The sequence below is a fragment of the Tenacibaculum sp. MAR_2009_124 genome (assembly GCF_900105455.1).
Classification (GTDB): Bacteria; Bacteroidota; Bacteroidia; order Flavobacteriales; family Flavobacteriaceae; genus Polaribacter.
Genome location: NZ_FNSF01000001.1, coordinates 1,445,001 through 1,470,934, shown reverse-complemented (window position 1 = coordinate 1,470,934; position 25,934 = coordinate 1,445,001). Strand labels below are relative to the sequence as shown.

At 32.6% G+C, this 25,934-nt stretch carries 20 protein-coding genes and 1 rRNA gene (1 of these 21 only partly in view); 9 read left to right on the top strand and 12 right to left on the bottom strand.

The window, feature by feature from the left end:
- Positions 1–151 precede the first annotated feature (151 nt).
- Positions 152–2,500 carry a penicillin-binding protein 1C gene (gene pbpC, locus BLW23_RS05495; RefSeq protein ID WP_093668207.1) on the top strand — a complete coding sequence of 783 codons (2,349 nt, stop codon included), beginning with the start codon at positions 152–154 and terminating at the stop codon, positions 2,498–2,500.
- Here the strand turns inward: pbpC and BLW23_RS05490 are convergent.
- Both BLW23_RS05490 and BLW23_RS05485 read right to left on the bottom strand, forming a co-directional pair.
- Positions 2,484–4,679, bottom strand: a complete 2,196-nt coding sequence (locus BLW23_RS05490; RefSeq protein ID WP_093668206.1) for a SulP family inorganic anion transporter — start codon at positions 4,677–4,679, stop codon at positions 2,484–2,486. The genes pbpC and BLW23_RS05490 overlap by 17 nt on opposite strands.
- Before the next feature lie 23 nt (positions 4,680–4,702).
- The gene (locus tag BLW23_RS05485) at positions 4,703–5,530 is read right to left on the bottom strand and encodes a universal stress protein (protein ID WP_093668205.1); all 828 of its coding nucleotides are present in this window, start codon (positions 5,528–5,530) and stop codon (positions 4,703–4,705) included.
- A 73-nt stretch (positions 5,531–5,603) separates the two neighbouring features.
- Here BLW23_RS05485 and BLW23_RS05480 point away from each other — a divergent pair, with 73 nt between their 5' ends.
- Positions 5,604–7,427 (top strand): cation:proton antiporter, encoded by a 1,824-nt coding sequence (locus BLW23_RS05480; RefSeq protein WP_093668204.1) that lies wholly within the window; start codon positions 5,604–5,606, stop codon positions 7,425–7,427.
- A gap of 160 nt (positions 7,428–7,587) precedes the next feature.
- On the opposite strand, the gene dnaX is transcribed toward BLW23_RS05480, so the two are convergent.
- A complete protein-coding gene (dnaX, locus tag BLW23_RS05475) occupies positions 7,588–9,309 on the bottom strand; it encodes a DNA polymerase III subunit gamma/tau (protein ID WP_093668203.1) in 1,722 nt (573 codons plus the stop codon).
- A gap of 163 nt (positions 9,310–9,472) precedes the next feature.
- On the opposite strand from dnaX, the gene BLW23_RS05470 reads away from it, so the two are divergent.
- The 4 genes from BLW23_RS05470 (at position 9,473) to BLW23_RS05455 (ending at position 13,998) form a co-directional block, all read left to right on the top strand.
- Positions 9,473–10,081, top strand: coding sequence for an alpha-ketoglutarate-dependent dioxygenase AlkB family protein (locus BLW23_RS05470; RefSeq protein WP_093668202.1), 609 nt, complete (start codon positions 9,473–9,475; stop codon positions 10,079–10,081).
- Positions 10,071–11,717 carry a sensor histidine kinase gene (locus BLW23_RS05465; protein ID WP_093668201.1) on the top strand — a complete coding sequence of 549 codons (1,647 nt, stop codon included), beginning with the start codon at positions 10,071–10,073 and terminating at the stop codon, positions 11,715–11,717. The genes BLW23_RS05470 and BLW23_RS05465 overlap by 11 nt, the downstream gene beginning before the upstream one ends.
- Before the next feature lie 96 nt (positions 11,718–11,813).
- A complete protein-coding gene (locus BLW23_RS05460; RefSeq protein WP_093668200.1) occupies positions 11,814–12,320 on the top strand; it encodes a hypothetical protein in 507 nt (168 codons plus the stop codon).
- On the top strand, positions 12,313–13,998 hold the full coding sequence (locus BLW23_RS05455; RefSeq protein WP_093668199.1) for an ATP-binding protein: 1,686 nt from the start codon (positions 12,313–12,315) through the stop codon (positions 13,996–13,998). The genes BLW23_RS05460 and BLW23_RS05455 overlap by 8 nt, the downstream gene beginning before the upstream one ends.
- A 40-nt stretch (positions 13,999–14,038) precedes the next feature.
- On the opposite strand, the gene BLW23_RS05450 is transcribed toward BLW23_RS05455, so the two are convergent.
- From BLW23_RS05450 to BLW23_RS05430, 5 genes are all read right to left on the bottom strand, one after another.
- Entirely contained in the window at positions 14,039–14,587 is a 549-nt protein-coding gene (locus BLW23_RS05450) for an NUDIX hydrolase (protein ID WP_093668198.1), read from the bottom strand.
- Between the two features lie 23 nt (positions 14,588–14,610).
- Positions 14,611–14,988: a VOC family protein gene (locus BLW23_RS05445; protein WP_093668197.1), complete on the bottom strand. Its 378-nt coding sequence runs from the start codon at positions 14,986–14,988 to the stop codon at positions 14,611–14,613.
- Between the two features lie 109 nt (positions 14,989–15,097).
- On the bottom strand, positions 15,098–16,186 hold the full coding sequence (locus BLW23_RS05440) for a M42 family metallopeptidase (RefSeq protein ID WP_093668196.1): 1,089 nt from the start codon (positions 16,184–16,186) through the stop codon (positions 15,098–15,100).
- A 40-nt stretch (positions 16,187–16,226) separates the two neighbouring features.
- Positions 16,227–17,030: a lysophospholipid acyltransferase family protein gene (locus BLW23_RS05435; protein WP_093668195.1), complete on the bottom strand. Its 804-nt coding sequence runs from the start codon at positions 17,028–17,030 to the stop codon at positions 16,227–16,229.
- A 55-nt stretch (positions 17,031–17,085) separates the two neighbouring features.
- The gene (locus BLW23_RS05430; protein WP_255362739.1) at positions 17,086–17,739 is read right to left on the bottom strand and encodes an NUDIX hydrolase; all 654 of its coding nucleotides are present in this window, start codon (positions 17,737–17,739) and stop codon (positions 17,086–17,088) included.
- Between the two features lie 76 nt (positions 17,740–17,815).
- Here BLW23_RS05430 and BLW23_RS05425 point away from each other — a divergent pair, with 76 nt between their 5' ends.
- Complete coding sequence (locus BLW23_RS05425; RefSeq protein ID WP_093668193.1) at positions 17,816–18,112, top strand: hypothetical protein; 297 nt, start codon at positions 17,816–17,818, stop codon at positions 18,110–18,112.
- A gap of 40 nt (positions 18,113–18,152) precedes the next feature.
- On the opposite strand, the gene BLW23_RS05420 is transcribed toward BLW23_RS05425, so the two are convergent.
- The 4 genes from BLW23_RS05420 to fdhD are packed head-to-tail and all read right to left on the bottom strand — an operon-like array spanning position 18,153 to position 23,468.
- A complete protein-coding gene (locus tag BLW23_RS05420; protein WP_255362738.1) occupies positions 18,153–19,640 on the bottom strand; it encodes a hypothetical protein in 1,488 nt (495 codons plus the stop codon).
- Between the two features lie 47 nt (positions 19,641–19,687).
- Positions 19,688–20,326 (bottom strand): SPOR domain-containing protein, encoded by a 639-nt coding sequence (locus tag BLW23_RS05415; RefSeq protein WP_093668192.1) that lies wholly within the window; start codon positions 20,324–20,326, stop codon positions 19,688–19,690.
- A 47-nt stretch (positions 20,327–20,373) separates the two neighbouring features.
- Positions 20,374–22,671, bottom strand: a complete 2,298-nt coding sequence (locus BLW23_RS05410; protein WP_093668191.1) for an FdhF/YdeP family oxidoreductase — start codon at positions 22,669–22,671, stop codon at positions 20,374–20,376.
- Positions 22,671–23,468 carry a formate dehydrogenase accessory sulfurtransferase FdhD gene (gene fdhD, locus BLW23_RS05405; protein WP_093668190.1) on the bottom strand — a complete coding sequence of 266 codons (798 nt, stop codon included), beginning with the start codon at positions 23,466–23,468 and terminating at the stop codon, positions 22,671–22,673. The genes BLW23_RS05410 and fdhD overlap by 1 nt, the downstream gene beginning before the upstream one ends.
- 104 nt (positions 23,469–23,572) lie before the next feature.
- Between fdhD and BLW23_RS05400 the strand changes: the two genes are divergently transcribed.
- Together BLW23_RS05400 and BLW23_RS05395 are read left to right on the top strand one after the other, a co-directional pair.
- On the top strand, positions 23,573–24,319 hold the full coding sequence (locus BLW23_RS05400) for a DUF4294 domain-containing protein (RefSeq protein ID WP_093668189.1): 747 nt from the start codon (positions 23,573–23,575) through the stop codon (positions 24,317–24,319).
- A 632-nt stretch (positions 24,320–24,951) separates the two neighbouring features.
- Positions 24,952–25,934 (top strand): 16S ribosomal RNA (locus BLW23_RS05395); it runs 539 nt beyond the window's last position.

Below are 25,934 nucleotides of genomic sequence, written 5' to 3'. Positions count from 1 at the left end.
AAGTTTTTTTTCCATGTAAATAAGAGAAAATGTATACTAACACCAAGACTTCTTAAAAGCAAAAAGTTTAATGGAGTTCAATGCAAATTGGTTTAAAAGAAAGATTTTAAATTCTTTTTGATAGATTTGTTTAGTTAGGAAATACTAGGTGATGGAAAGAATAAAAAATTATGCTAAAAGAAATAAAATTAAAACCATTCTATTCGTTGGTTTATTAATAGGATATTACTTCTGCCTACCAAAAAAGTTATTTACCAATCCTACTTCTACAGTGGTAACTTCAAATAATGATGAATTGTTGGGTGCGGTAATTGCTAGTGATGGACAATGGAGGTTTCCTGAGTTAGATTCAATTCCAAGTAAATTTAAACATTGTATCTTACAGTTTGAAGATGCTCATTTTTATAAACACTTTGGATTTAATCCTGTATCAATTGTAAAAGCACTTAAAGAAAATTATAAAGCTAAGAGAGTAGTAAGAGGTGGAAGTACTATTACACAGCAAGTAATAAGACTTTCAAGAAAGAATCAGAGAAGATCTTACTTTGAAAAGTTGGTTGAACTGATTTTAGCAACGCGATTAGAGTTTCGAAGTTCAAAGGAAGAGATATTAAGGCTTTATGCATCTCATGCACCTTTTGGGGGAAATGTGGTGGGTTTAGAAATGGCTGCTTGGCGATATTTTGGTTTACATCCGTATCAATTGTCATGGGCAGAAAGCGCTACTTTGGCAGTTTTACCGAATGCACCATCTTTAATTTACCCAGGTAAGAATCAAGAACACTTAAGAGTTAAGCGGAATACACTTCTTAAGAAACTTTTTACAGAAGGAATTATAGATCAAGAAACCTATGAATTGGCTACGGAAGAGGAATTACCTCAAAAGCCGTATCCATTACCAACAGTGGCGTCTCATTTTATACAAGAAGTTGCAAAAACGAAAAGAGGACAAAGGATAAAGAGCTCGATTAACATTCATTTACAAAAGCAAATAAATACGCTAGCGAAGCAACATTATGAACAAATGAAACAGAATGAAGTGTATAACTTAGCCGTTTTAGTTCTTGATGTGGAAACAAGAAAAGTACTTTCTTACGTTGGCAACTCACCAACAGATGGTAAACATCAAAAGGATGTGAATAATATTGTTTCACCAAGGAGCACTGGAAGTACGCTTAAACCATTTTTATACGCTCAAATGTTACAAGAGGGGGCATTATTACCTACACAATTGGTTGTTGATATTCCAACTGAAATTGCAGGGTATTCTCCCAAGAATTTCGATCTAACTTTTGATGGGGCGGTACCCGCCAATGAGGCATTAACAAGATCATTAAATATACCAGCTGTAAGAATGCTTCAGTCATATGGATTAGAAAAATTTAGAGAAGACATTAAAGCGTATCATATAAAACATATTAATAAATCTTCTGATTATTATGGATTATCATTGATATTGGGTGGAGCTGAGGCCAGTTTATGGGATTTGTGCAAAACATTTGCTGGATATGCTGGCATTGTAAATCATTATGAAGAATTACGACATGAATATTATACCAATGAGTTTCTTGAGCCGAGTATTTTACATGATAATGAATTGAGTTTTGGAGCCATTAAGAAAGAATACACAACTATTGATGCAGGAACTGCTTATAGTACTTTAAATACATTGACAGAGGTAAACCGACCATTGACTGATCAGGCTTGGAAGTATTATGACTCGTCTCAAAAAATAGCTTGGAAAACAGGAACTAGTTTCGGAAATAAAGATGCTTGGGCAATAGGGGCAACTTCAAAATATGTAGTTGGAGTTTGGGTTGGTAACTCTGACGGAGAAGGAAGGTCGAATTTAACTGGTGTAGGAAGCGCAGCGCCATTAATGTTTAATGTATTTGATGTATTACCAAGTTCAGAGTGGTTTTTGGAACCTTTTGAGGATTTATACGAAGAAGAAATTTGTACTAAAAGTGGTTATTTGGCCTTACCGATATGCCCTTCAGAGAAACAGAAGATTCCAAAAAATGGTCGAAGAGCGGATGCATGTCCATATCATAAGGAAATAGCTATCGATATAACGGAGAAGTTCAGGGTTAATAGTAATTGTGAGTCTGTTTCGAACATAAAAACAAAGGAGTGGTTTGTATTACCTCCTTTAATGGCACATTATTATCAACAGAAAAATGCGGATTATAGACCATTACCTAGTTTTAGAAAAGATTGTTTAATGTCTGAAAACAATTCCATGGAATTTCTTTTTCCTACCAAATACAAATCAACGGTTTCTTTGACCAAGAATTCTGAAGGGAAAATAAACTCGTTGATATTGAAAGTGACACATCAAAACTCAAATGCCAAAGTTTATTGGTATCTTGATGATACTTTTATAGGAATAACGCAAGATTATCATGAGCAAGAAATACAACCTAAACCTGGAGTTTATACTATAAAAGCAATTGATAACTTCGGGAATGAGAGGAGCTGTATTATTGAACTAAGGTAACCTTTTTAGCACAAATAGTATCTTTCAAACGGACACCAAAATCAGCTAAAGACTTTATCTCTTTTACACCTGACAAACGCTCTTTCCCTATAATAAGTAACCCGTTATGGTTACCTTCAATGTGATAATAGTTATTACTCTCAAAGAATAAAATTAAATCATCATTAAAGAAGTCTAATATTTCAGATTTATTTTTTCCTGACAAATAAAATCTACGAGAGAAGTCTGGATGATTTTCGATTTCAATATCTTTAAAACTAGTAAAATGATAGATATACTCAAACAAACCTTCTTTGTCAAGAGTGAACTTAGGAATGTTTTCTAAGTTAATATGTAACATAGTGGCTTTAATAACTTGCTGAGCAAATAACTCTCCTTCTGAAAATTCAATGTCAAATAAAGTACAATTATCGTTTGATAGTATATTAGAAACCTTATTAATTTGACGTGTTTTAAAGTAACCAAATTCTGGGATTTGTGTTACCTCTTCAGGGAAATTCTTATAAGACCAACCAAGCTCAATACTAATCTTTGATAAAGATTTTTGTCTTTTAGTTAAGCTAGTAGAATCTTCATTACCGATAACATTTTTACGTAAAGCAAACGGATGCTCGCTACCAGTTTTATATCCATCTAATCCAATTAGTTCAAAATGTCCTCCCTTTCTTTTAAAGGATTCATAATAATTATTCATGTTTTCCAAAACACTGTGATCTACAAATTCAGCAAGTGAAAAATCTATTATTACATCTTTGTCCTCTGGAATTTGATCGAGCTTCGTTTTTAACTTTGTATAGTTAAGAAAACTTGAGAAATTTTCTACAGAAACGTAATATTTATCCTCTTCTTTAAACATTAAAACATTTGGTTTTAGAATATTTCTTACAAAGAGACTGCTGTTTTTATGTATGATTACATGAATTAAAAAGGTAGAAGCGATACCAACGGTAATACCAGTTATTAAATTGGTAGTTATGGTAGTTAACAATGTGATTGAAAAAATAACCAGTTGTTCCTTACCAATTTTGAAAACTTTACTAATTTTTTCAGGAGAAGCAAGCTTGTAACCAGTAAATACCAATATTGCAGCGAGTGCCGAAAGAGGAATTTTTCTTAATTCGCTTGCAAATAGAAGAATAAAGGCTACTAAAAATAGCGCATGGAAAAAATTGGCAGATCGATTGCTTCCTTTATTATTCACATTAACAGAACTTCTAGCAATAACGGTAACGACATTTAGTCCTCCTAAAAAGCCACTAACAACGGTAGCTAAACCTAGAGCTTTAATATCTCTATTAACATTAGATCTCCTTTTTAAAGGATCAAGTTTATCAACAGCTTTAATACTTAATAAACTTTCGATACTGGCAATTAAAGTAATTGAGATAACAGCACCAATAAAATTTAAATCATATACTTTCCCAAAATCGGGAAAAGCCAAATTAGAAAGTACATTATTAGGAAGGTTAATAAGTAATTTTTTATCAATGGGGTAGTCATGTACCGAAAACATATCGTAATAGTAATACATACCAACACTAAGTAAAACAATCCACATTGGGGCTGGAATTAATTGAAAATATCGATTCCTTATCTTACCATAAAAAAACATAATCGCAAGACTTATAACACCTACGATACCAGCATAAAACATGCTTGTATTATCAGTATTAATAAAATTTACGACTCCTTTAGGAACGTTTATTAAAAGATCGATAATGCTACCTTTCATATTTTGATTCCCGAGCATTACATGAATTTGTTTTGCAAAAATCCCAATACCAATAGCAGCTAACATTCCTTGAATAGCAGATGAAGGAAAATAATCTCCTAAGGATCCTAATCTCAAAAAACCAAGAATAATCATAATTACTCCCGATAATACTATGGCCGCTAGTGTGTATAGAAACCCTTGTTGCATATCGCCTGAGCCTAGCGTTGTTATTGCGGATAAAATAACAACAACCAATCCATTTCCTGGCCCTGTTATTGTAACATTTGAACCGCCTAGAATAGCAACTAAAGTACCTCCAATAATAGCCGCGATAATACCCGAAATTGGTGGTGCACCAGAAGCCAAAGCAAGTCCAAAACCTAATGGAAGCGCAATTAATGAAACTACAAACCCTGAAAATATATTTTGAGGGAGTTCCCCCATAAACATCTTTAATTTATCCATTCCCCTTATTTATCTCTTTAAAATCACTTTATAATTAAAATATCTGTTGGTAACTCGTATAAAATATACTCCAAATCATGAGGAAATATCCTATCAATTATACCTGTTCTTTTTGGAGCATTCATTATGAGTAAGTCTGCTCGTTTAACTTTGGCATAATGACCTATTGAATATCCCCTTTTACCAAATATACTTTGAGTTTTTACGGTAATACCATCAGTGTTTATTTTGTTTAAGATGTTTTTTACTCGCAAGTTTTCTCTATTTGTTAAATGTTCTTTGACAAGAGTTGCACGTTTGAGCGATTTATCGTCGTTGACTTTAACTTTTAACTCATTTTGACTTATTTCTTCAACGACTGTTAATCGTTTACAGCCTAATTTACTAGAAACTTCAAATGCTCCTTTAATGGTTTCTTCTGTTTTTTCGTCTAATAAACCATTTACAACAATATGTTTACAAGGAACACGCATTATTGAGGGCTTTATCAATAAAAGAACAGAACATGGAGCTTTACGAGTGAGTTTTCTAGCAATAGATCCAACATAGTATTTATAAATGTTTTCCTTTTGTAAGGCTCCTAGCACCAATAAATCAACCTTATGTTTTTGAGCTATTGATAAAATTGTAGCAACAGGCTTACCTTCTTTCCAAATGGTTTTAATTCCTTTTTCAGGTAAGTCTGTTTTCAATAAGACTTCATTAAGTTTACTTTCTTTCATAGAATCCTTTGAGCCAACATGAACGCAAATAAGTTCTGCGTTGAAAGTAATAGATAAACGTATTGCTTCAAATAGATTAGCCTCAAGGTTAGGAGAAAAAGCAATACCTATTATTATTTTATCAATCAAATTATTAAATTTTTAGACTTCGAATATAAAATTTTATTGTAGTTTTAAAAAAAGTAAAAGATACAATAAATCTATGATTGAATTAGCTGGTATTATTATATTAGGTATTTTAGCTCAATGGTTTGCATGGAAATTTAAAATTCCAGCAATTCTACCTTTAATTTTAATAGGCCTATTTGTGGGTCCTATTGCTGCCGAATTTTTTAGTGAAGATGGAAATAAATGGATTGAGCCTATTTGGAATGGAACAAAAGGGCTTTTTCCAGGAGAGGGACTTTTTTACTTTGTATCCTTGGCTATTAGTATTATTCTTTTTGAAGGTGGTTTAACACTGCGTAAAAGTGAGATTTCAAATGTAGGACCGGTAATTACGAAATTAATTACTTTAGGTGCCGCGGTTACTTTTATTATTTCTTCTATTGTAGCGCATTATGTCTTTAACTTAGGTTGGGAGATAGCAATGCTGTTTTCATCATTAATTATTGTAACAGGCCCTACCGTAATATCACCAATTTTAAGAAATATACCCTTAAAAAAAGATGTTGCTGCTGTGTTGAAGTGGGAAGGAATTTTAATTGATCCTATTGGTGCTTTAGCTGCTGTATTAATGTTTGAATTCATTAGTGCAGGAGGAGGAAGTGGTTTTACAAAAACAGCTTTAATGGAGTTTGGTAAAATTGTATTATTCGGCTCTACTTTCGGGTTTACGTTCGCTCATGGATTAATCTTTATCATAAATAAAAAGTTGGTGCCTCATTATTTATTAAATGTGGTTTCACTTTCTATGGTGCTTTTTGTATTTGTAATATCTGATCTTTTTGCTCATGAATCTGGGCTATTGTCAGTAGTTGTTATGGGAATGGTAATTGCAAATAGTAATTTAAAGAGTTTTGATGAACTTCTTTATTTTAAGGAATCTCTTTCCATATTACTTATCTCCATTCTTTTCATATTGCTTGCTGCTAATATGAATATTAGTGAACTAATGTTAGTGTTTAATTGGAATGCAGTCTACTTATTTGCAGCTATTGTTTTTGTTATAAGACCTTTGGCAGTTTTCTTAAGTACATACAAATCGACGTTAAAACTAAATGAAAAATTATTTATTAGCTGGGTAGGTCCACGAGGGATTGTTGCTGCTGGTATTGCTTCATTATTTGGGACTAAATTAATGAAGCAAGGAATTGAAGGAGCTGAATACATTACTCCGTTAGTGTTTATGATTGTATTAGGTACAGTATTATTAAATGCAACAACTGCAAGAATGTTTGCAAAAATTATAGGAGTTTTCTTAAAAAGCTCAGAAGCTATTGTTATGATAGGTGCATCTGATGCAGCTAGACTTATAGCAAAATATTTGATGGATAATGGTAGGAGAGTGGTGTTACTTGATCAGAACAAAAGTTATATTGAAGAATCAAGAAGCCTTGGAATAGAGGCCTTCGATATTGACATATATACAGAAACTCTTGATGATGCGGCTGAATTGAATGATGTTGGCTATTTAATAGCTATGACAGGTAGTGATGAGGTAAATAAGTATGCCATTAATCAATTTTCAGGTATTTATGGAGAAAGAGGAACCTATCGACTTGCTACATTGAATGAAGTAAAATCGAGTATCAATGAAAATGATGATATGATTTTTACTCCAAAGGATGATTTTATTAATCTAAATGAAAGTGCAAGGGATTTCCCAATGATGAATGAAGTTAGTGTTAGTTCTTCTGAAGATTATACTAAAAAATTAAATATTTTATTTGAAGAGGAAAGATCGGTTCCTTTATTTGTGAAGAATAATGAGAATATTGAAACCATTCAAGAAGCTGAATTATCAACGATAGACAACAACTATAAAATTGTTTATTTAGGTAAGAAAATTACCTTTAATCCATAGCGGAAGTTTTCTAATACAGTAATTTAAAACCATAACTGTATAAGATCAATAAGAAAAGATGAACAAACAAAATGTTGATGCGAATGAAAAATCCATTTCATTTCACTTCACATAAAAGGTTAGTTTTTTTATAAAAGGATTGAATAAATATTAACTGAGGTTATAAATCTAATCCAAAAGTAGATTTGAGTTTTTCAATAAATGGATTTTTCTCCTTAAGTTTTTCAAACTTTTCATGAGGAGTGTAGGCAAATTTCTTTTCTACAGTTTCATTTAAATTAATAATGATCTGAATTCCATAATTATTCAATTTTTCTCTTAAAAAGCGTAATAATTTAGGTTTTCCTTTATTTAGTTGGTTCAACATTAAATCATTCGGTACTGATATTCCTACCTGAAAGTTTTCAAATAATTTAGGCTCATCAGAAGCAATAATGGCGGCCATACTTCGTTCACCAATATCTTGTAGTTTGAAGTAATATTTTTTCCAAGCTTCTTTTAATTGCTCATGTGTAAATGGAGTTCTAGGATGATTGTCATAGTTTTCTTCCTCATCAGTACTTTTCATTTCTTTTCTCTGGTGAATACTCTTCAAAGAAAGTGCTGATGTTCTACGTTTGATGTCTTTTAATAAAGGTTTTGTGTTTTTTTCTGCATCTGGAGTGTTTTGCGTTACCTCAATAGCCTTTGAAACAGAAGCAGCTTCCTTAATAACATCATCAACCTGCTTAACAGACACCTTAGGTTTAGACTTACTTGAGGTTAACGTGGTAAAAAATGTAGCTGGAATTATGTAGTTCCTAGATTTTTTTTTTGCTCCATCAAAAGTGATAGAGGCAATTTGCATTAAGGTAAGCTCAACGAGTAGGCGTTGATTTTTACTTGTTCTGTATTTTAAATCGCAATCATTAGCTTTATCTATGGCCTGCATTAAGAATTGCATGGAAGCTTTGCCAGCTTGTTCTAAATATTTCTTTTTAGCAGTATCACCGACTTCTAACAATGGAATAGTCGAAGCATCTTTTGCAACGAGTAAATCTCTGAAATGAGAAGCAAGTCCATTAATAAAATGATGTCCTTCAAAACCTTTTCCTAATACTGTATTGTAAGCTAATAAAGCTTCAGGAATTTTATTTTCAAGAAGTAAATCTGTCATAGAAAAATAAACATCATAATCTAATACATTCAGATTTTGAGTTACCGCTTCTCTGGTTAAATTATTTCCCGAAAAACTAACAACACGATCAAATATCGATAAAGCATCTCGCATTGCTCCATCTGCTTTTTGGGCAATAATATGAAGCGCATCGTCATCGGCGGTAATATTTTCTTTTTCAGAAATAGTTTTTAAATATTCTTTTGCATCAAGAACTCCAATTCTTTTAAAATCGAATATTTGACATCGAGATAAAATCGTTGGAATTATTTTGTGTTTTTCAGTAGTGGCCAAAATAAAAATGGCATGAGCGGGAGGTTCTTCCAAAGTTTTTAAGAAAGCATTAAATGCCGCTTGTGACAACATGTGAACCTCGTCAATGATATATACTTTATACTTTCCAGTTTGAGGCGGAATACGAACTTGATCTGTAAGATTTCTGATATCGTCAACAGAGTTGTTTGATGCCGCATCTAATTCAAAAATATTGAAAGCAAAGTCTTCATCGTCATTTGCATTTTCAGAAGCTTCCTGATTTATTCTTTTCGCAAGTATTCTCGCGCAAGATGTTTTACCCACACCTCTAGGGCCGGTAAATAATAAAGCCTGCGCTAAATGGTTATTTTTTATAGCATTTTCAAGTGTATTGGTAATCGCTCGTTGACCTACTACATCTGCAAAGGTTTGGGGACGATATTTACGAGCTGATACTATAAAATGTTCCATTAAAGCTGAATTATTTTCTCAACAAAAATAAAAAACCGAACCGCAACAAACAAGCAAAAAGTAGTCCAGTTGTCAACAATAAAAAATAGCTCTAATTATGGAACGAAAAACGTAAATTTGATAACTGATAACTGAACACTCAACGCTCAAAATTAGTAAAACAATGGATTTATTTTCACAATTCAATGATACCCCTAGAAACTTATTGCCAAAAGATGGTACTGTTCTATATTATGGACTTGTAATTAGTAAGGATGAATCAGAAATATATTATAAACAATTGTTGAATACTATTGACTGGAGAAATGATGAGGCAATTATTTTTGGAAAACGAATGGTAACCAAGAGAAAGGTGGCTTGGTATGCAGAAAAACCATTTGAATATTCATATTCTAATACAACCAAAACGGCATTACCGTTTAATAAAGAATTATTGGAATTGAAGAAGTTAATAGAAAAGGAGACCCAAGAAACGTACAATTCTTGTTTGTTAAACTTGTATCATGATGGATCAGAAGGAATGGCTTGGCACTCGGACGGGGAAAAAGATTTAAAAAAGAATGGAGCGATTGCTTCGGTTACTTTTGGTGCGGAACGTAAGTTTGCCTTTAAGCATAAGAAATCTAAGGAAGTCGTTTCTCTAGTTTTACAGCATGGTTCTTTATTGGTTATGAAAGATACCACTCAAACACATTGGTTGCATCGCTTACCTCCAACAAAAAAAGTACATAGACCTAGAATAAACCTAACATTTCGAACGATTGAAGGATAAAAAAATAATTAACATAGCTAGTTTACTATTTCTTTTAATAATTCAAATAAATGCCGTCGCTCAAACGGAATTAGAGTTATTAAAAAGTAGGGCTAACTTATATATGAAAGATGGGGATGAACATTTTAATAAAGCATTTAAGTATTATTTAGAACAGAATCATGATTCCTGTTATTTATATAGTTCCATTTGTCTTAGAAAGAATGAAATTAAGTCGGAAATAAACAATGATAAAATAGAAATTTTGAACTATTTGCAAGGGGTCTCCGCGGCAAAGAAAAGTATGCTAGATAAATCTCTAAGGAACTTTAGGACAATCAGTGATTCTAGTAATTATAGAAATTTAAAGAGATTTTGGTTAGGGTATATAAATACTATGAAAGAAAACTATGACATTGCATTATTTAATTATTCTTTCTGGATGAAGGAGAGTGAGAGATCTAATCGCAATATTATAAAAACTGTCCTTCACAATATTTCCATATGTTATTTGTTAAATAAAAATTATATTGAAGCGGAGAAGTATATGAAGAAAGAAGAAAGGCTTATTGAAAAGGGGGATACTGCAACATTAATATCGCTAAAAATGGATTTTGCTAATATTTATTATAATCAATATAAAGATAGTATTGCTATTCCGCTATTTTATGAATCATATAATTTAGCAAATATGTTTTCAGATTTAAAAAAGAAAAGAGTAACATCAAAAAATATTGCTGTTATAGAAAAAAACAGAAAAAATTATAAAGAAAGTGTTCAGTATTATGAAGAGTTTATAAAATGGAATGATTCCATATGGAATAGAGATAAAGTATGGGAGCTTACAGAAAAAGACAAACAACTTGCTTTGGCAGAAAAGAATAGAGAAATTTTAATAAAGGAAGAAGAGCTTAAAAGAGAAAGCTTAGAAAAGATATTGGTAATGCTTGTGTCGAGTTTTCTAATAGTTGTTATCCTTGTTTATTTTTGGATAAGAAGAAGAAAAATTATTTATGAGAACAAACTAGAAACTTTGGAAAAAACGAATAAAGAAAGAAATAGAATATCCAAAGAATTACATGACGGAATATTGGGGAAGTTATTTGGTGTTCGATTTGGTCTAGGTTTTATGGAATTAAAAACTGACAAGGAGACCTTAGAAAAATATGAACAATTTTTAAACGAATTAAAGGATATTGAAAAAGAGATACGAGATGTTTCACATAGATTAAACAAACCAGTAGGTATTGAAATAGATTTTTTTAATGAGATAGAAAAGATGATTCAAAAGAAAAGTTTAATAGGTAATTTTGAATACTCTTTGGATTTTTCTAAACCTGAGAAATTAAATTTTGTAACTAGCAAAATAAAGTTTGAAGTTTTAAGAGTTTTAGAAGAAGCATTTCAGAATATCATTAAGCACTCTAAGGCGGATAAAGTTCAATTAAAGATTGAATTAATTGATAAATCGATGCATTTAGAGTTAAAGGATGATGGTTTAGGGTTTGCCCTCCAATTATTATCACAGGAGGGAATCGGAATAAGCAATATGAGGTCTAGGGTCGAAGAAATGAAAGGAGAATTTTTAGTTTTAGCAAAGATTGATTTTGGAACTACAATAAAATTAAAGATTCCTCTAAAAACAGAAAAAGTGTAAATTCTCTCTAAAACATAAACAAAACCTAATTTCTCACCATAATTCAATTTTTATTGTAAATTTGAGTCATTGTCAAATCAAGAAAACTAATTTACTATGGACAACACTACAATTAATGAGGGGATCATTGAGTCGAAGAGTATTACAATGAAATTGATTAATTATACTCAATTAGAGCAAAAAATAGATGCTGATAAAATGGCTGATGGGCCTTCAGTAAACATTTCTTCTCCTGAAAACCAAGGAAATGATGATTCTTACACGGTTACAGTATTAACTTATTTACCAGACGCTCAATTATCGCAAGTCGAAAATACTAGCGGTATAAAGTTAGACGATAATGTCTATTTAAATTATAATGGAGTTAATCCTGTAAAAATTTTAGGGAAGGATAATAAATATACTACTGTTCAAGGAAGAGAGTTCCGCTTCGATTATAGATGTGATGTTAAGAATGTTGAAAAATATTTTTTATGTTATCTACAATTTGCTTACACGATTAAAGATAGTCAATATGCTGATGTTATTTGGGTTCGAGATGAAAATGAAGACCCTGAAACGGATAGAGGAACTGTAACTGTTCCAGCGGATACAGATGATTAGATTAACGATTCTTTTATTTTCAGTTTCTTTATGGTCTCAGGAAGGACTTAAAAAATTGAGATCTGATGCGGAGATAATTTGTAAGAGTAATACAGTTGATTTATTCTGTAAATCATATTCATTTTACCAACAAAAAAAATATGATTCTTGCTTTTTGTACTCTTCTAAAGCTTTATTGCTGGAAACAGAAGAAAGAAAAAAATCTATACTTCATTATATTCAATCTGTAGTAGCATTAAGGAAGGGGATGAATTCAAAGGCTTTGGATAATATTAAAAGTATGAGAAGCTACTTGGGATTGAAAACAATGAAGTTGGGAAGGATTTATCTGGGGCTGAAAAAGTATGATAGTGCTATATTTTTTTTTAACAAATGGTTAGATCATAATGAAAAGTTTGATTCTGAATATGTTAAAACAGTTTATCATAATATTGCATTAACTTATTTACATAAGAAGGAATTTACCCTTAGTAAAGAATATTTTGACAAGGAGTTAGCTTTAATAAAAAAGAAAGATACTTTTTCAACAATAAGAACGAAAATAAACATGGCTAATGCATATTATGTCCAATATAAAGATAATATTGCTATTCCTTTGTTTAGAGAAGCTTACGAACTCTCCAAAAAATATTCTGATTTCAACCTAAGAAGAGACGCAACCAAAAATATGGCGGTTATTGAAAAAGATCGGAAGAATTTTGAAAAAAGTTTACAATATTTTGATGAATATGATAAACTAAGGGATTCTATTTGGGATAGAGACAATATTGTTGAGTTAACAGAGAAAGACAAGCAAATAGCTGTAGCGCAGAAACAACAAGAAATCACGCTTCAAGATGAGGAGCTAAAAAGACAACAATTAGTTCAAAATGGATTGTTGGTAGGTGCTTCTGGGTTGGTTGTTTTTATTGGTTTTTTAGGGTTTTTATATCGAAAACTCAAAAAACAAAATTATTTGATTACCAAGCAAAAAGAAGATTTGAATTTGGCAAATAAAACGAAAGATTATCTATTTTCCGTTGTGTCTCATGATTTAAGATCTCCTATGAATACAATTAAAAGTCAACATATAGACTTAAGTAATCATATAGAATCGAAGAATTTTGAAGGAATTAAAAAAGCAAATGAAGCTGCAATAGTCATTACAGATAGTACAAGTCATTTGTTAAATAATGTTTTGCATTGGTCTTTAGAACAGAGTAATCAACTTGTTTTTGATACAAAGGAGTATGCATTACGACCGTTAATACAACATATTTTACATGATTATGAAACGCTACTAAATGCTAGAGAAATTACTGTTACATCTGAACTGGAGAATATATTGGCTGATTTTGATAAAGAATCTATCAAAATAGTCTTACGCAATTTGTTAGATAATGCACTGAAATATATGGGAGGTAAAGGACAAGTAACAATTAAAACAGGTGAACATTCCGATACTAAAGCATTTATAATATTAGAAGATACTGGTCAAGGTATTACTAAAGAGAAACTACAGAAAATTAACTCTTTAAAGGATCTCTCAATAGATAAAATTGATCGATCAAAAGGTGTAGGACTAGGACTTTTACTTTGTCAAACATTAGTGAAAAAGAATAATGGAAGTATAACTTTTGAAAGTGAACTGGGGAAAGGAACAAAAATAACAATTCTTTTACCCAAGGTAATAGATTAAAATGTTAAAGCTCAGCAACAACTTGCTGAGCTTTTTTATTTCAGGAATTTTGAATTCTTTTTAGTATTTCATCATAAACAAAACTATAGTAATCGTGATATTGGGGTAATAATATGTTTTCGTGTTTACTTGTGTTTTTTAAGATATCTAGCTCAAAAAGTTTGATATCATCTACCTCCGATTCTTGGAGCTTTAAATGATGAATATCGACGGTTAATTCTGCGATATATATATGATGAAATTCGTTGTCCTTAATTCCATTAGCATGATTTACTTGATGTTTTCTAGTACCAATTTTAAGGAGTTTTTCAGAGGTTAATGAATAATTGATTTCTTCTTTAATTTCTCTTAAGGCCGCTATTTCAATTTTCTCACCAGCAGCAATATGCCCGGCAACCGAGATATCCCAGAGGCCAGGAAATACCTTTTTAGTCAAAGCTCTTTTTTGTAGTAATATTTTGTTATCAGAAGTATATAACCAAACATGAATCGTTTGATGAAAGTAGCCATTTTTATGAGCTTCCGATTTTAAACAGGTATTACCAGTATAGTTACCATTTTCGTCAAAAATGTCAATGATTTCGTCCATCTAAATATATAGTGTTTTATCCTTTATTGAGCTTTAAAAGTTGGATTATAAATTAAGCCAATTAAATTACCGAAAGGATCTTTTACAGTTGCCGTTACAATTGGTCCTCCAACATTAAAAGGTTTTTCGTGTTCTTCTGCTCCAAGATTAACAAATGTAGCATAAGCCTCTTCAATGTTTTCAACTCCCCAATAACTAGCAACATTATCTGTGTTTTCTGAAATTAAATTTTCTGTTGGTTGCAAACCGAGTTCAAAACCACCGATATTAAAACCAATATAGTAAGGTTCGTCAAAATAAGGAACGGTATCAAAAGCTTTAGAGTACCAATCTTTTGCTCTTGACATATCGGTTACTTTATATATAGTGGTTCGTAAACCAAGTATTTTAGTAGAGTTCATATTTTGAAGATTTATGGTTTACATCAGGTAAATGTTTTAAGTGATTAACTGAGCTTGTTGCCCTAAAACATAAAAACGCCATTGAAATTTCAATGGCGTTTTTATGTTTTTATTTGAAATAAGAAAAATCTTCTCCGTCTTCAATCTTGAGAAGACTTTCATATATCATTTTAATCACATTTTCTACATCTTCTCTATGAACCATTTCAACCGTGGTGTGCATATATCGTAAGGGCAGTGAGATTAGTGCCGATGCAACTCCTCCGTTACTATAAGCAAAAGCATCAGTATCTGTTCCAGTGGCTCTAGATAACGCAGAACGTTGGAAAGGAATTTCATTTGCTTCAGCAGCATCAATAATTAAATCTCTTAATTTCTGTTGTACAGCAGGAGCATAAGCAACTACAGGTCCTTTACCAAGTTCTAAATGACCTTCTTTCTTTTTGTCGATCATTGGAGTAGTGGTGTCATGAGTAACATCGGTTACAATGGCAACGTTTGGCTTTATTGTCTGTGTGATCATTTCAGCTCCTCGTAAACCAATTTCTTCTTGAACAGAATTGGTAACATATAAACCGAAAGGAAGCTTTTTACCATTTTCATGTAATAGACGAGCCACTTCAGCAATCATAAACCCACCCATTCTATTATCTAGTGCTCTACAAACAAATTTGTTTTCGTTTAATATGTGAAATTCATCAGGGTAAGTAATAACGCAGCCAACATGCACACCTAGAGCCTCAACTTCTTCTTTGGTAGTACATCCACAATCAATAAAAATATTGTCCGGTTTTGGAGCTTCTTCTTTAGCTCTGTTTCTGGTATGAATTGCAGGCCATCCAAAAACACCTTTTACGATTCCTTTCTTCGTATGAATATTTACAATTTTACTTGGAGCAATTTGATGATCACTACCTCCATTTCTAATGACATAAATTAGTCCATTATCGGAAATGTAGTTTACATACCAAGAAATTTCATCAGCATGTCCTTCAATGACAACTTTGTATTTGGCATCAGGGTTAATAACACCAACAGCAGAACCATAAGTGTCAGTTATAAATTCATCGACATAAGGCTTTAGATACTCCATCCAAATTTTTTGCCCTTCCCATTCATAACCTGTTGGAGCGGCATTGTTTAGATATTTCTCTAAAAAGTCAATAGATTTTTTATTTAAAATTGATGTCGAAGCCATAATAAATATTTTGATTTTTTTTATAAAAAACGAAGCTATATTAGCTCCAAAATTTACGTTTTTCGTTAAGTTCTTCTTGTTCTTTAATTTGGGCAGGAGTAAGCACTTTTAAAAAGGATGGATGCTGCTCAATGGCGTATTGAATTTTCTCAACAATACTATCTATATTTTCATTATCATAGTCAATTTCCAAAGGCTCTTTAATGATCATTGACTGTAAAACATTACGTTTTTTAATCTGTAAACCTTTTTTATCAAAAGATCTCCTAAATCCGTCAATAACAATAGGGACAACTACAGGTTTAAATGTTTTTATAATATGTGCAGTACCTCTTCTAATTGGTTTGAAAGCAGTAGTTGTTCCTTGCGGAAAGGTAACAACCCAGCCATCGTCTAACGCCTTACCAATATTTGAAATATCAGATAATTTAACCTGTCTGTTAACATTTTTTCCAGAGCTTCTCCAAGTTCTATCAATTGAAACGGATCCAGTATAGGCAAATATTTTAGGTAAAATTCCAGCTCTCATTGTTTCACCAGCCGCAACATAATACACATTAAGCTTCGGATTCCAGATGTATCCAATATTTTTAATATTATCAACTCTACCTTTAAGGGCTGCATTAAATACATGGAACATAGCCGCTACATCAGCAAAATATGTTTGATGGTTGGATATAAAAAGAACGTTGTGTTCAGGAAGTTGACGAATAATCTCAGATCCCTCGATTTGAAGTTCGTTAAATCTACGGTACCTACCATGAGAGATAACGCCTAAAATACGAATTAGCCATTTTTTTATCCATAAAATGTGTCCAAACGGATTCCTTTTAAAAAGGGGCATATAAGTGGTTTTTATTAGTAGCTTGCTAAATTACAAAAGAAAAAGAAGAATGTTATTATTTTATTAAATCTTTAATTTCTGATAACATCATTGCCGTAGCTCCCCAAACAGTGTAATTATTTAAATTAAAGCTAGGTACTTCAATATCATCCATATATGAAGTACTCAGAGAAGTATAAACAAGGTTAGATTCGTCTAATAAATCATCTAAAGAAACTTCAATTATTTTGGCGACTTCATAATTAGGGTTGAAAAGTGGTTTGAAATCAAGATAGCCCATAAAAGGAGCTACCAAAAAGTTACTGGGCGGAATATATGTGTCAGAAAGTCGACGAATAACGTTAACCTTTTCATTAGAAACACCTACTTCTTCATCAGTTTCCCTTAAAGCCGTTTCCTTTAAATCAAAGTCGTTTAAATCATATTTACCTCCAGGAAAACTTATTTGTGCAGAATGAGTGCCTTTGTAACTAGCTCTTTGCGTTAGCAAAAATTTGGTATGATTATTTTCATCTGGAAAAAACAAAGCCAAAACAGCAGCTCTTCTGGGTTTTTTATCTAGAATCATTTCCTCAGAATATTTTTTTCTAATCTCAGGTGCTAATTTAAAATGAGAATTAAGGCCTCCTAGAGAACGCTCTTGAAAATGATCTATTTGATTTATGAAATCTGAAAAAAACATAGTACTTTCATAATTTCTGACAAACATATTATTTTTAAAGAGGTTAAACCAATTTTTTGGCTTGAATTTTGCTCATTAACACATGTAATATCTAACAATAAATATGAATAAAGAGAATAAATTTTTAAAACTAGCTTTAAGTTTGTTATTTGATGCGATAGGATACCTATCGTTTCTGTTTCCTGGACTAGGTGAAATAACTGATGTCGTTTGGGCTCCGGCTGCTGCCTTTTTAATGGCAAAAATGTACAAGGGAAACAAAGGTAAAATAGCTGCGGCTGTTACTTTTATTGAAGAAGCAATGCCTGGTTTAGATGTGATACCAACATTTACATTAATGTGGTTATTTACTTATGTTTTTACATCGTCAAAAGAAAAGAAAACGACTATTGAAGTATAAAGCAACTACGACCTTGCGGCCGTAGCTGTTTTTATGAATGTTACTTTTTCATACTTAAAAATGAAAAACTATAGTTGACTCCTAAGTTGAAGAAAGAGGTACTTAAACTTCCTCCTTTTGCTTTTACATATCCAGCAGCCCCTCGAATACTTAGATTCTGATTCAGTTTAAAATCTAAACCTAAACTGGGTTTAAGGATCAAGCCTTGGCCAGTGCTAATACCGCCACCACCGGCAGCTCCTCCTAACATTTGCGTGAATATATAGGTTGAATTATTAAAGAAACGATTAGATTTAATTCCTAAACCAACAATTCCTTCTGCATATGCGCCAGCGTCTCCAAAATTAGCAAAGGCTGTTTGACCAGCAGCGTAGATATGTTCATTTAAGAAAAAGTTGATTTGTAATGATATTTGATGCATATCTTGCTTAATACCTGTATCTCTTTGAGCATTAGAATAGATATCATGTTTAATAATAGTTTCAAGTCCCTTTAACTTTCCAAAAGAGAATGAATTATTTTTAGAGTTGGTTCCATCTCTATCAACATAATATTTTACTCCAAAACCAAAAGAAGAAGAAGCAAAACGACTATCAGGGCTCATAATATATCCTTTATCTATTGAAACATATACATTATCAAACAATTTTTGTTCTAGAGAAATATCTGGATAAATTAAAAAACCTCCTCCAGTATCAACACCACCACCTCCGCCAGCACCAATACCGAATTTAGCTAGAATATTGGTTCTGTTTTTATTCATTCCGAAGTGATATCCAGCACCGATAAAGACATCCATATAACCAGCCTTTATCCCTTGATAAGCACCATCAGCTTTAACATAGTAGAAGAAATTATCATTAAAATAAGAGTTGTATTCGAAACCAGCTAACCGAATAGTTCTTCCCTCGTAGTTGCCTTTAGTAACCTTTAAGTTGTTTAAATGAACGAAAAGAGAGTTTCTATTACTCTTACCATTCCATTTGGTTTCTCCTAATTCATCTAAAGAAAAACTTTTTTCTGAATTTTCGAAGTTAGAGTGTTTGAAAGATAAAGGAATTTGCACAGCTACATTAAACTGGCTGCTTTTAATTAACCCTTGATCAAAAAAGTTAATATAACTATATCCTGCTGTCGTAGAAAAGTATTTAAAATCATAACCTAAATTGAAATGAGGAAGAATAAAGGCGCCACCACCATCGGGAGCTGAAGCACCACCGCCACCACCAAAGTGAATACCAGTATCAATAAAGAAATTATCAATCAGTTTTTTTTGAATTCCAGCATTGACTCCTAAAGTAAAAAATCCTCCTCGGATTCCTCCAATAGAACCATAAATACCAACACCAGCATAACTCCAATCATTAATTTTTAAGTTATAATGAATACCTGAAAAATCCATATTGACTTCATTTTCTGGCATTGCAATGGATAGATAGTCTAGTTGACCAAAGGCATTTTGAATTTTGGGATTTATTGGTTGTTCTTGTCCGTAAAAAAAACAAGCACTCAATGTTAAATTAAACATGAGTACTTTTTTTATTATGCTTTTAAACATGAATTGGTGTTTGTTATTTAGTGATGTATTTGTTGTCGTTCTCCATTTATATAAGATGCGGTAAAAGCATCTTTAAAGCCAATTTTCACTAATTCAGATTTTAGCTTTTTCGCTTCAGCAAGAGATGCAAATATACCCAAAGAATATTTAAAATATTCACTGTTTTTTGAGGCAATTCCAGCTAACGAGTTTTCCGACAGTAAAGGATATTTATTTTTCGAAAAAACTCCAATTTGAACGGAATACACTGTTTGTCCGTTATTGTTTTCTTCAATGGTAGCCATTTCATCATCTAAATTTACATCTTCTTGATTTAAATCGTTAGCCGCTAACCCAGAGTTGTTGCTTACTGCATTAGAAATGCTGTCTATTACACGTTCTGCTTCTTCTGCTTTTATTTTGGCTACGTCAATTTTTGTATCAGCTGTTAAATCACCAGCTGAAAAATTATTGTTTTTGAGTACAATAAATACAATGCCTAGAGAAAGGCCTAAAAGCAGACCTAACACTATTGCTATAGTTCTAGATTTTTGCTTTTGATGCTGAACACTTTCATTTAAATCTGTTAGTTCTTTTTCTCTTTCTTCAAGTTTAAGTTTTGTGGCATCAATATCTTCTTGCATCAATTGATACTTCGCTTCTTCAATAAATGGCATGCTTTAATATTTAAAGTTGGTTTCGGGTACTAAAATACAAATCTTTTTTAACTACATTTTTTCAGGCTAATGATAACTCCTTTAGAAGCAGGTGTATTACTAATACGAGCCTTACTTTTTATTGGAACCAATACATTGGCTTCTGGGAAATAAGTAGCTACGCAGTTTTTCGGAATACTATAAGGTATCACAAGAAATTGTTTTGCAATTCTTTTTTGATCTTCGTAATGACTAATTAAATCGACCTTATCAAGTTTTTTAAGATCATAATTTTTCATGTCTTCATAATTCATTAGAATAACTCTTCTTTCATTCATGATGCCTCGATATCTATCATGTAATCCATAAATTGTGGTATTGTATTGATCATGAGTTCTGATAGTCATCAATATAAATTGATCTTCTTTTAGTTTAATATCAGAAGGTTTATTTAATGTGAAATTAGCTTTCCCTGTTGAAGTAGGAGAGAAGTCTGCTTTTCTGGCATTGTTGGGAAGATAAAAACCACCTTTTTCACGAACTCTTTTATTATAATTATTGAAACCATTTATGGTAGCTTCAATTTTATCTCGTATTAAATCATAGTTAGAAGTTAGATTGCTCCATTTAACGCTGGATTTTTTAAGAGTTTTCTCTGCGATACCAGCTACAATTTTGGGTTCACTTAATAATAAAGAAGAACAAGGTTTTAAATGGCCTTTAGATTGGTGAACTACCCCCATGGAGTTTTCGACAGAAACAAATTGTTCTACACTATTTTGTATGTCCTTTTCAGACCTACCCAAGCAAGGTAGGATTAGGGCTTGTTTACCATGAATTAAATGGCTTCGATTTAGTTTTGTTGAAACGTGAACAGTTAAATTACAATTTCTCAAAGCATCGGCAGTATATTCGGTATCGGGAGTAGCTGATACAAAATTGCCTCCCATTCCAATAAATACTTTCGCTTTATTGGCATGCATAGCTTCTATTGCATCTACAACATCATATCCATGTTTTTTGGGAGCTATAAAATTAAACTCCTTTTCCAAAGCATTTAAAAAAGGTAGTTTTGGTTTTTCCCATATCCCCATTGTACGATCTCCTTGAACATTCGAATGCCCTCTCACAGGACATGTTCCAGCTCCTTTTTTTCCTATACTCCCTTTTAAAAGAAGTAAATTAACGATCTCTCTTATATTATCTACTCCGTTTTTATGTTGAGTGAGCCCCATAGCCCAACAAATAATAATTTTATCGTTATTCACAATTAGTTCTGAAGCTTTCTTAATTTCAGGAAGAGTTAAGCCTGTTTGAGGTAGTAGTTCTTCAATAGAATGAAAATCAAGATCGTTCATTAATTCTTCAAAACCATGAGTTTGTGATTTAATGAAATCATGATTAAATACGGATCCAGGTTGTTCTTCTTCCTTTTGCTTCATTAATTTCATAATAATTTTTAATAAAGCAACATCTCCATTTATTTTAACTTGAAGGAATTGATCTGTTAACTTTTGACCAGAGCCAAGCCATTTTAGAGGATTTTGAGGATCAACATAATTCATTAGTCCCACTTCAGGAAGAGGGTTGATAGTCATTATTTTCCCCCCTTTCTTTTTTGTTTCTGCTAGAGCAGTCAACATTCGTGGGTGGTTGGTTCCAGGATTTTGGCCAATGACAATAACTAAATCTGCATGATCGAAATCATCAAGAGTAACAGAGCCTTTACCAATACCTAAAGTTTCGGATAATCCGCTACCACTACTTTCATGACACATGTTTGAACAATCAGGAAGATTATTCGTTCCAAATTGACGAACGAATAACTGATAAAGGTAAGCTGCCTCGTTACTTGTTCTTCCCGAGGTATAAAATATAGCCTCATCTGGAGAATTTAGTTCGTTTAATTGTTCTCCAATAAGAGAGAATGCATTATCCCATGATATTTCTTCATAATGAGTGGCATTCTCCTTTAAAAGCATAGGAGCAGTAATTCTACCACTTTTTCCGATGTTATAGTCAGACCATTCTGATAATTCTTGAACGGAATGAGTAGCAAAAAACATAGGGCTGACTTTGTTTTTTGTAGCTTCTTCTGCTATGGCTTTTGCTCCATTTTCGCAATATTCAGCTAAAAATGCTCTTTTTTCATCAGGATCAGGCCACGCACAACCCGGACAATCAAAACCATCCTTCTGATTCATGTTTTTTAACAAACCAATACTTTTACCAAGCCCTGTTTCAGAAACAACATGCTTCAATGCTGATTTTATGGCGGTTGTACCTACTGCTTTTTTAGGAATATCTGTTAGCTTAATACCTGTAAGCTCTTCAGGTGGTTGTGCGTTTGTTTTTTTTGTACTCATTATAATATATATTGAGGATTTGAGTATATCGTCATTTTATTTTGTCGGGTAAAACCAATAAGACAAATGCCAAACTCCTTGGCAAAATCTACTGCCAAAGATGAGCATGCAGATACGGCCACGATTATTGGGGTTTTGGCAAAAAAGGCCTTGCTTACTATTTCGTAAGAGACTCTACCACTTACTAGCATAATTGTAGCTTCGCTTAATTTATTTGATTCTAATAAATGCCCGATACATTTGTCTACAGCATTATGTCTTCCAATATCTTCTTTTAAGGTAATGATGTTTTTACTTTTATCAAAAATAGCACAAGCGTGACTCCCTCCAGTTAATTCAAACGTGTTTTGTTGCTCAATCATTATATCAAACATTGCTTGAATTTCAACTAAAGATAATGATATTTGATTATGAAGTGCTTTTCCTTCAACTTTTAGGTCTTCAATTTCTTTCTTACCACATATCCCGCAAGAGGATACGGATAACAGTGTTCTTTTGTTTAAATACCCTTTTCCTAAATCATCTTTCGAAATAATAACATTGAGTATATTATTGAAATATTCATGATCATCATCAACTCGTTCAAGGTTAAAAGAAAATTGCTTTTTGAAAATATCCTCTGCAAATAGCAACCCTCGAATAAGATATTCATCATCTCCCGGTGTTCGCATTACAACGGTATATGGTTGATTATTGATATTTATCTGAAGAGGAGCTTCAACTACTAGTCTGTCTTCCAGTTTCAAAGAGCTTTCAAGAGAAGCTTTAATAGCATCGTATGCCCTAACTTGTTCCATAAAAACAAATATAAATAATAAAAAAGTTAAAATTGAAATAGTGTAAGATTTAAAATAATTACCTTTAACACTGGTTTAAATACAATATAGTAGAGTTTATAAAAATGAAAAAAATTGTAGTCATATATATACTGTTTGTTGGTTTAATGGCGCATGCTCAGAAAAAGGATCAGGCTCCTAATTTTAAAGATAAGTATTATTCTTTAATTGATGCAGATTCTTTAATGATACATTTAAATGAGGTCGCAATACTTCCTAAGCATAAATTTAGTTCGCGTGTAGATGTAAGATATTACCTTTGGTTTAAGCGTAAAGTTTATAAAGCATATCCTTACGCTATACTCGCTGCAAAGAGGTTAGATAGTTTAAATGTACGATTAGATAAGATTACCTCTAAAAGAAAGAAAAAGAAATATATAAAAACGGTTCAATCTTATTTGGAAAAAGAGCTCACCAAGAGGTTGAAAAAATTAACAAGGACAGAAGGTCGGATTTTACTTAAACTAATTCATAGGCAAACAGGAAAGACAGCTTTCAATAATATAAAGGAGTTGCGAAGTGGTTGGAAGGCCTTTTGGTATAATACAACTGCAAATCTCTTCAAGCTATCTTTGAAGTCGGAATATAAACCTGAGAGTGAAAACGAGGATTACTTAATAGAAGATGTTATACAACGAGCTTATATAAATGAAATATTAGCGTATCAAGAGCCTAAATTGAAAAAAGAATATAGGAAGATTGTATCGGATAGAAAGGGAGCTATTAATGTAAATGTATATAAAGAAATGTTTGCGAAAAGGAAGAAGAAGAAGGCAAAGCCTGAGAAATTAAAAAAGGTCAAAAAAACTTAGTCATACAATCGCTTGATATCTAGGTTTTTTTGAGGATATATTACGGGAGTTTTAAAATAACTTTAAAAAAGTGTTGTGGGGCTAAAAAATGGTTGTATGTTTGCAGCCGCTAACACGGAAACGCAGATACAGAGTTAGCAAGTTCATTGAGGTTAGGGTTGGATTAAGAGATATTAGGGAGTTGAAAAAATAAGTTAAAAAAAGCTTGTTTAGGAAGAAATAAAAGCGGTATCTTTGCCATCCGATTTTAACGGCAAGTTCATTAATTTATTGCAGAGATTTCTTTAGAGTTTTGAAGAAACTTTTTTTTAAAAAAAAGTTTGTCAGTTTTAAAAGAGTTTATATCTTTGCATCCGCTTTAAGAGAGCAACACGATCACAGAAATTTTGGAATGATTTGAAGTAAAAAAAATCAGTTAGTTCGATTCTAACATTTCAACAAGAAGTTTATTGGGATTTAGGTTTAGAAGACTAAAAAGAACGGTAAACAAAGTTCATTGAAAATATTGAAATTGACAGCGTAATTTAAGAGATTAAATAAACAAAGAGTAGAATTACCACAGAGGCATCTTATTAAGATGTTTCACTTGAAATTCTTTTGAAGACTTGACATTACATAATATTAAAGATTATACAATGAAGAGTTTGATCCTGGCTCAGGATGAACGCTAGCGGCAGGCTTAACACATGCAAGTCGAGGGGTAACAGGAGTAGCTTGCTACTTGCTGACGACCGGCGCACGGGTGCGTAACGCGTATAGAATTTGCCTTGTACAGGAGGATAGCCTTTAGAAATGAAGATTAATACTCCATAATGTTAAATTCCGGCATCGGGATTTAATTAAAGATTTATCGGTACAAGATGACTATGCGTCCTATTAGCTAGATGGTAAGGTAACGGCTTACCATGGCAACGATAGGTAGGGGGTCTGAGAGGATTATCCCCCACACTGGTACTGAGACACGGACCAGACTCCTACGGGAGGCAGCAGTGAGGAATATTGGTCAATGGAGGCAACTCTGAACCAGCCATGCCGCGTGCAGGATGACTGCCCTATGGGTTGTAAACTGCTTTTATACAGGAAGAAACCGCTCTACGTGTAGAGTGCTGACGGTACTGTAAGAATAAGCACCGGCTAACTCCGTGCCAGCAGCCGCGGTAATACGGAGGGTGCAAGCGTTATCCGGAATCATTGGGTTTAAAGGGTCCGCAGGCGGTCAATTAAGTCAGAGGTGAAATCCTATAGCTTAACTATAGAACTGCCTTTGATACTGGTTGACTTGAGTTATACGGAAGTAGATAGAATGTGTAGTGTAGCGGTGAAATGCATAGATATTACACAGAATACCGATTGCGAAGGCAGTCTACTACGTATATACTGACGCTCATGGACGAAAGCGTGGGGAGCGAACAGGATTAGATACCCTGGTAGTCCACGCCGTAAACGATGGACACTAGTTGTTGGGTTTTGGCTCAGTGACTAAGCGAAAGTGATAAGTGTCCCACCTGGGGAGTACGATCGCAAGATTGAAACTCAAAGGAATTGACGGGGGCCCGCACAAGCGGTGGAGCATGTGGTTTAATTCGATGATACGCGAGGAACCTTACCAGGGCTT

What these genes read in the sequence shown, in the direction of transcription:
- BLW23_RS05425 (WP_093668193.1), top strand. Translation starts at nt 17,816, where the DNA reads ATGAATAAAGAGAATAAATTTTTAAAACTAGCTTTAAGTTTGTTATTT.
- BLW23_RS05450 (WP_093668198.1), bottom strand. Translation starts at nt 14,587, where the DNA reads ATGGACGAAATCATTGACATTTTTGACGAAAATGGTAACTATACTGGT.
- BLW23_RS05420 (WP_255362738.1), bottom strand. Translation starts at nt 19,640, where the DNA reads ATGTTTAATTTAACATTGAGTGCTTGTTTTTTTTACGGACAAGAACAA.
- BLW23_RS05435 (WP_093668195.1), bottom strand. Translation starts at nt 17,030, where the DNA reads ATGCCCCTTTTTAAAAGGAATCCGTTTGGACACATTTTATGGATAAAA.
- BLW23_RS05410 (WP_093668191.1), bottom strand. Translation starts at nt 22,671, where the DNA reads ATGAGTACAAAAAAAACAAACGCACAACCACCTGAAGAGCTTACAGGT.
- BLW23_RS05415 (WP_093668192.1), bottom strand. Translation starts at nt 20,326, where the DNA reads ATGCCATTTATTGAAGAAGCGAAGTATCAATTGATGCAAGAAGATATT.
- BLW23_RS05440 (WP_093668196.1), bottom strand. Translation starts at nt 16,186, where the DNA reads ATGGCTTCGACATCAATTTTAAATAAAAAATCTATTGACTTTTTAGAG.
- BLW23_RS05480 (WP_093668204.1), top strand. Translation starts at nt 5,604, where the DNA reads ATGATTGAATTAGCTGGTATTATTATATTAGGTATTTTAGCTCAATGG.
- fdhD (WP_093668190.1), bottom strand. Translation starts at nt 23,468, where the DNA reads ATGGAACAAGTTAGGGCATACGATGCTATTAAAGCTTCTCTTGAAAGC.
- dnaX (WP_093668203.1), bottom strand. Translation starts at nt 9,309, where the DNA reads ATGGAACATTTTATAGTATCAGCTCGTAAATATCGTCCCCAAACCTTT.
- BLW23_RS05445 (WP_093668197.1), bottom strand. Translation starts at nt 14,988, where the DNA reads ATGAACTCTACTAAAATACTTGGTTTACGAACCACTATATATAAAGTA.
- BLW23_RS05470 (WP_093668202.1), top strand. Translation starts at nt 9,473, where the DNA reads ATGGATTTATTTTCACAATTCAATGATACCCCTAGAAACTTATTGCCA.
- pbpC (WP_093668207.1), top strand. Translation starts at nt 152, where the DNA reads ATGGAAAGAATAAAAAATTATGCTAAAAGAAATAAAATTAAAACCATT.
- BLW23_RS05430 (WP_255362739.1), bottom strand. Translation starts at nt 17,739, where the DNA reads ATGTTTGTCAGAAATTATGAAAGTACTATGTTTTTTTCAGATTTCATA.
- BLW23_RS05400 (WP_093668189.1), top strand. Translation starts at nt 23,573, where the DNA reads ATGAAAAAAATTGTAGTCATATATATACTGTTTGTTGGTTTAATGGCG.
- BLW23_RS05455 (WP_093668199.1), top strand. Translation starts at nt 12,313, where the DNA reads ATGATTAGATTAACGATTCTTTTATTTTCAGTTTCTTTATGGTCTCAG.
- BLW23_RS05460 (WP_093668200.1), top strand. Translation starts at nt 11,814, where the DNA reads ATGGACAACACTACAATTAATGAGGGGATCATTGAGTCGAAGAGTATT.
- BLW23_RS05490 (WP_093668206.1), bottom strand. Translation starts at nt 4,679, where the DNA reads ATGGATAAATTAAAGATGTTTATGGGGGAACTCCCTCAAAATATATTT.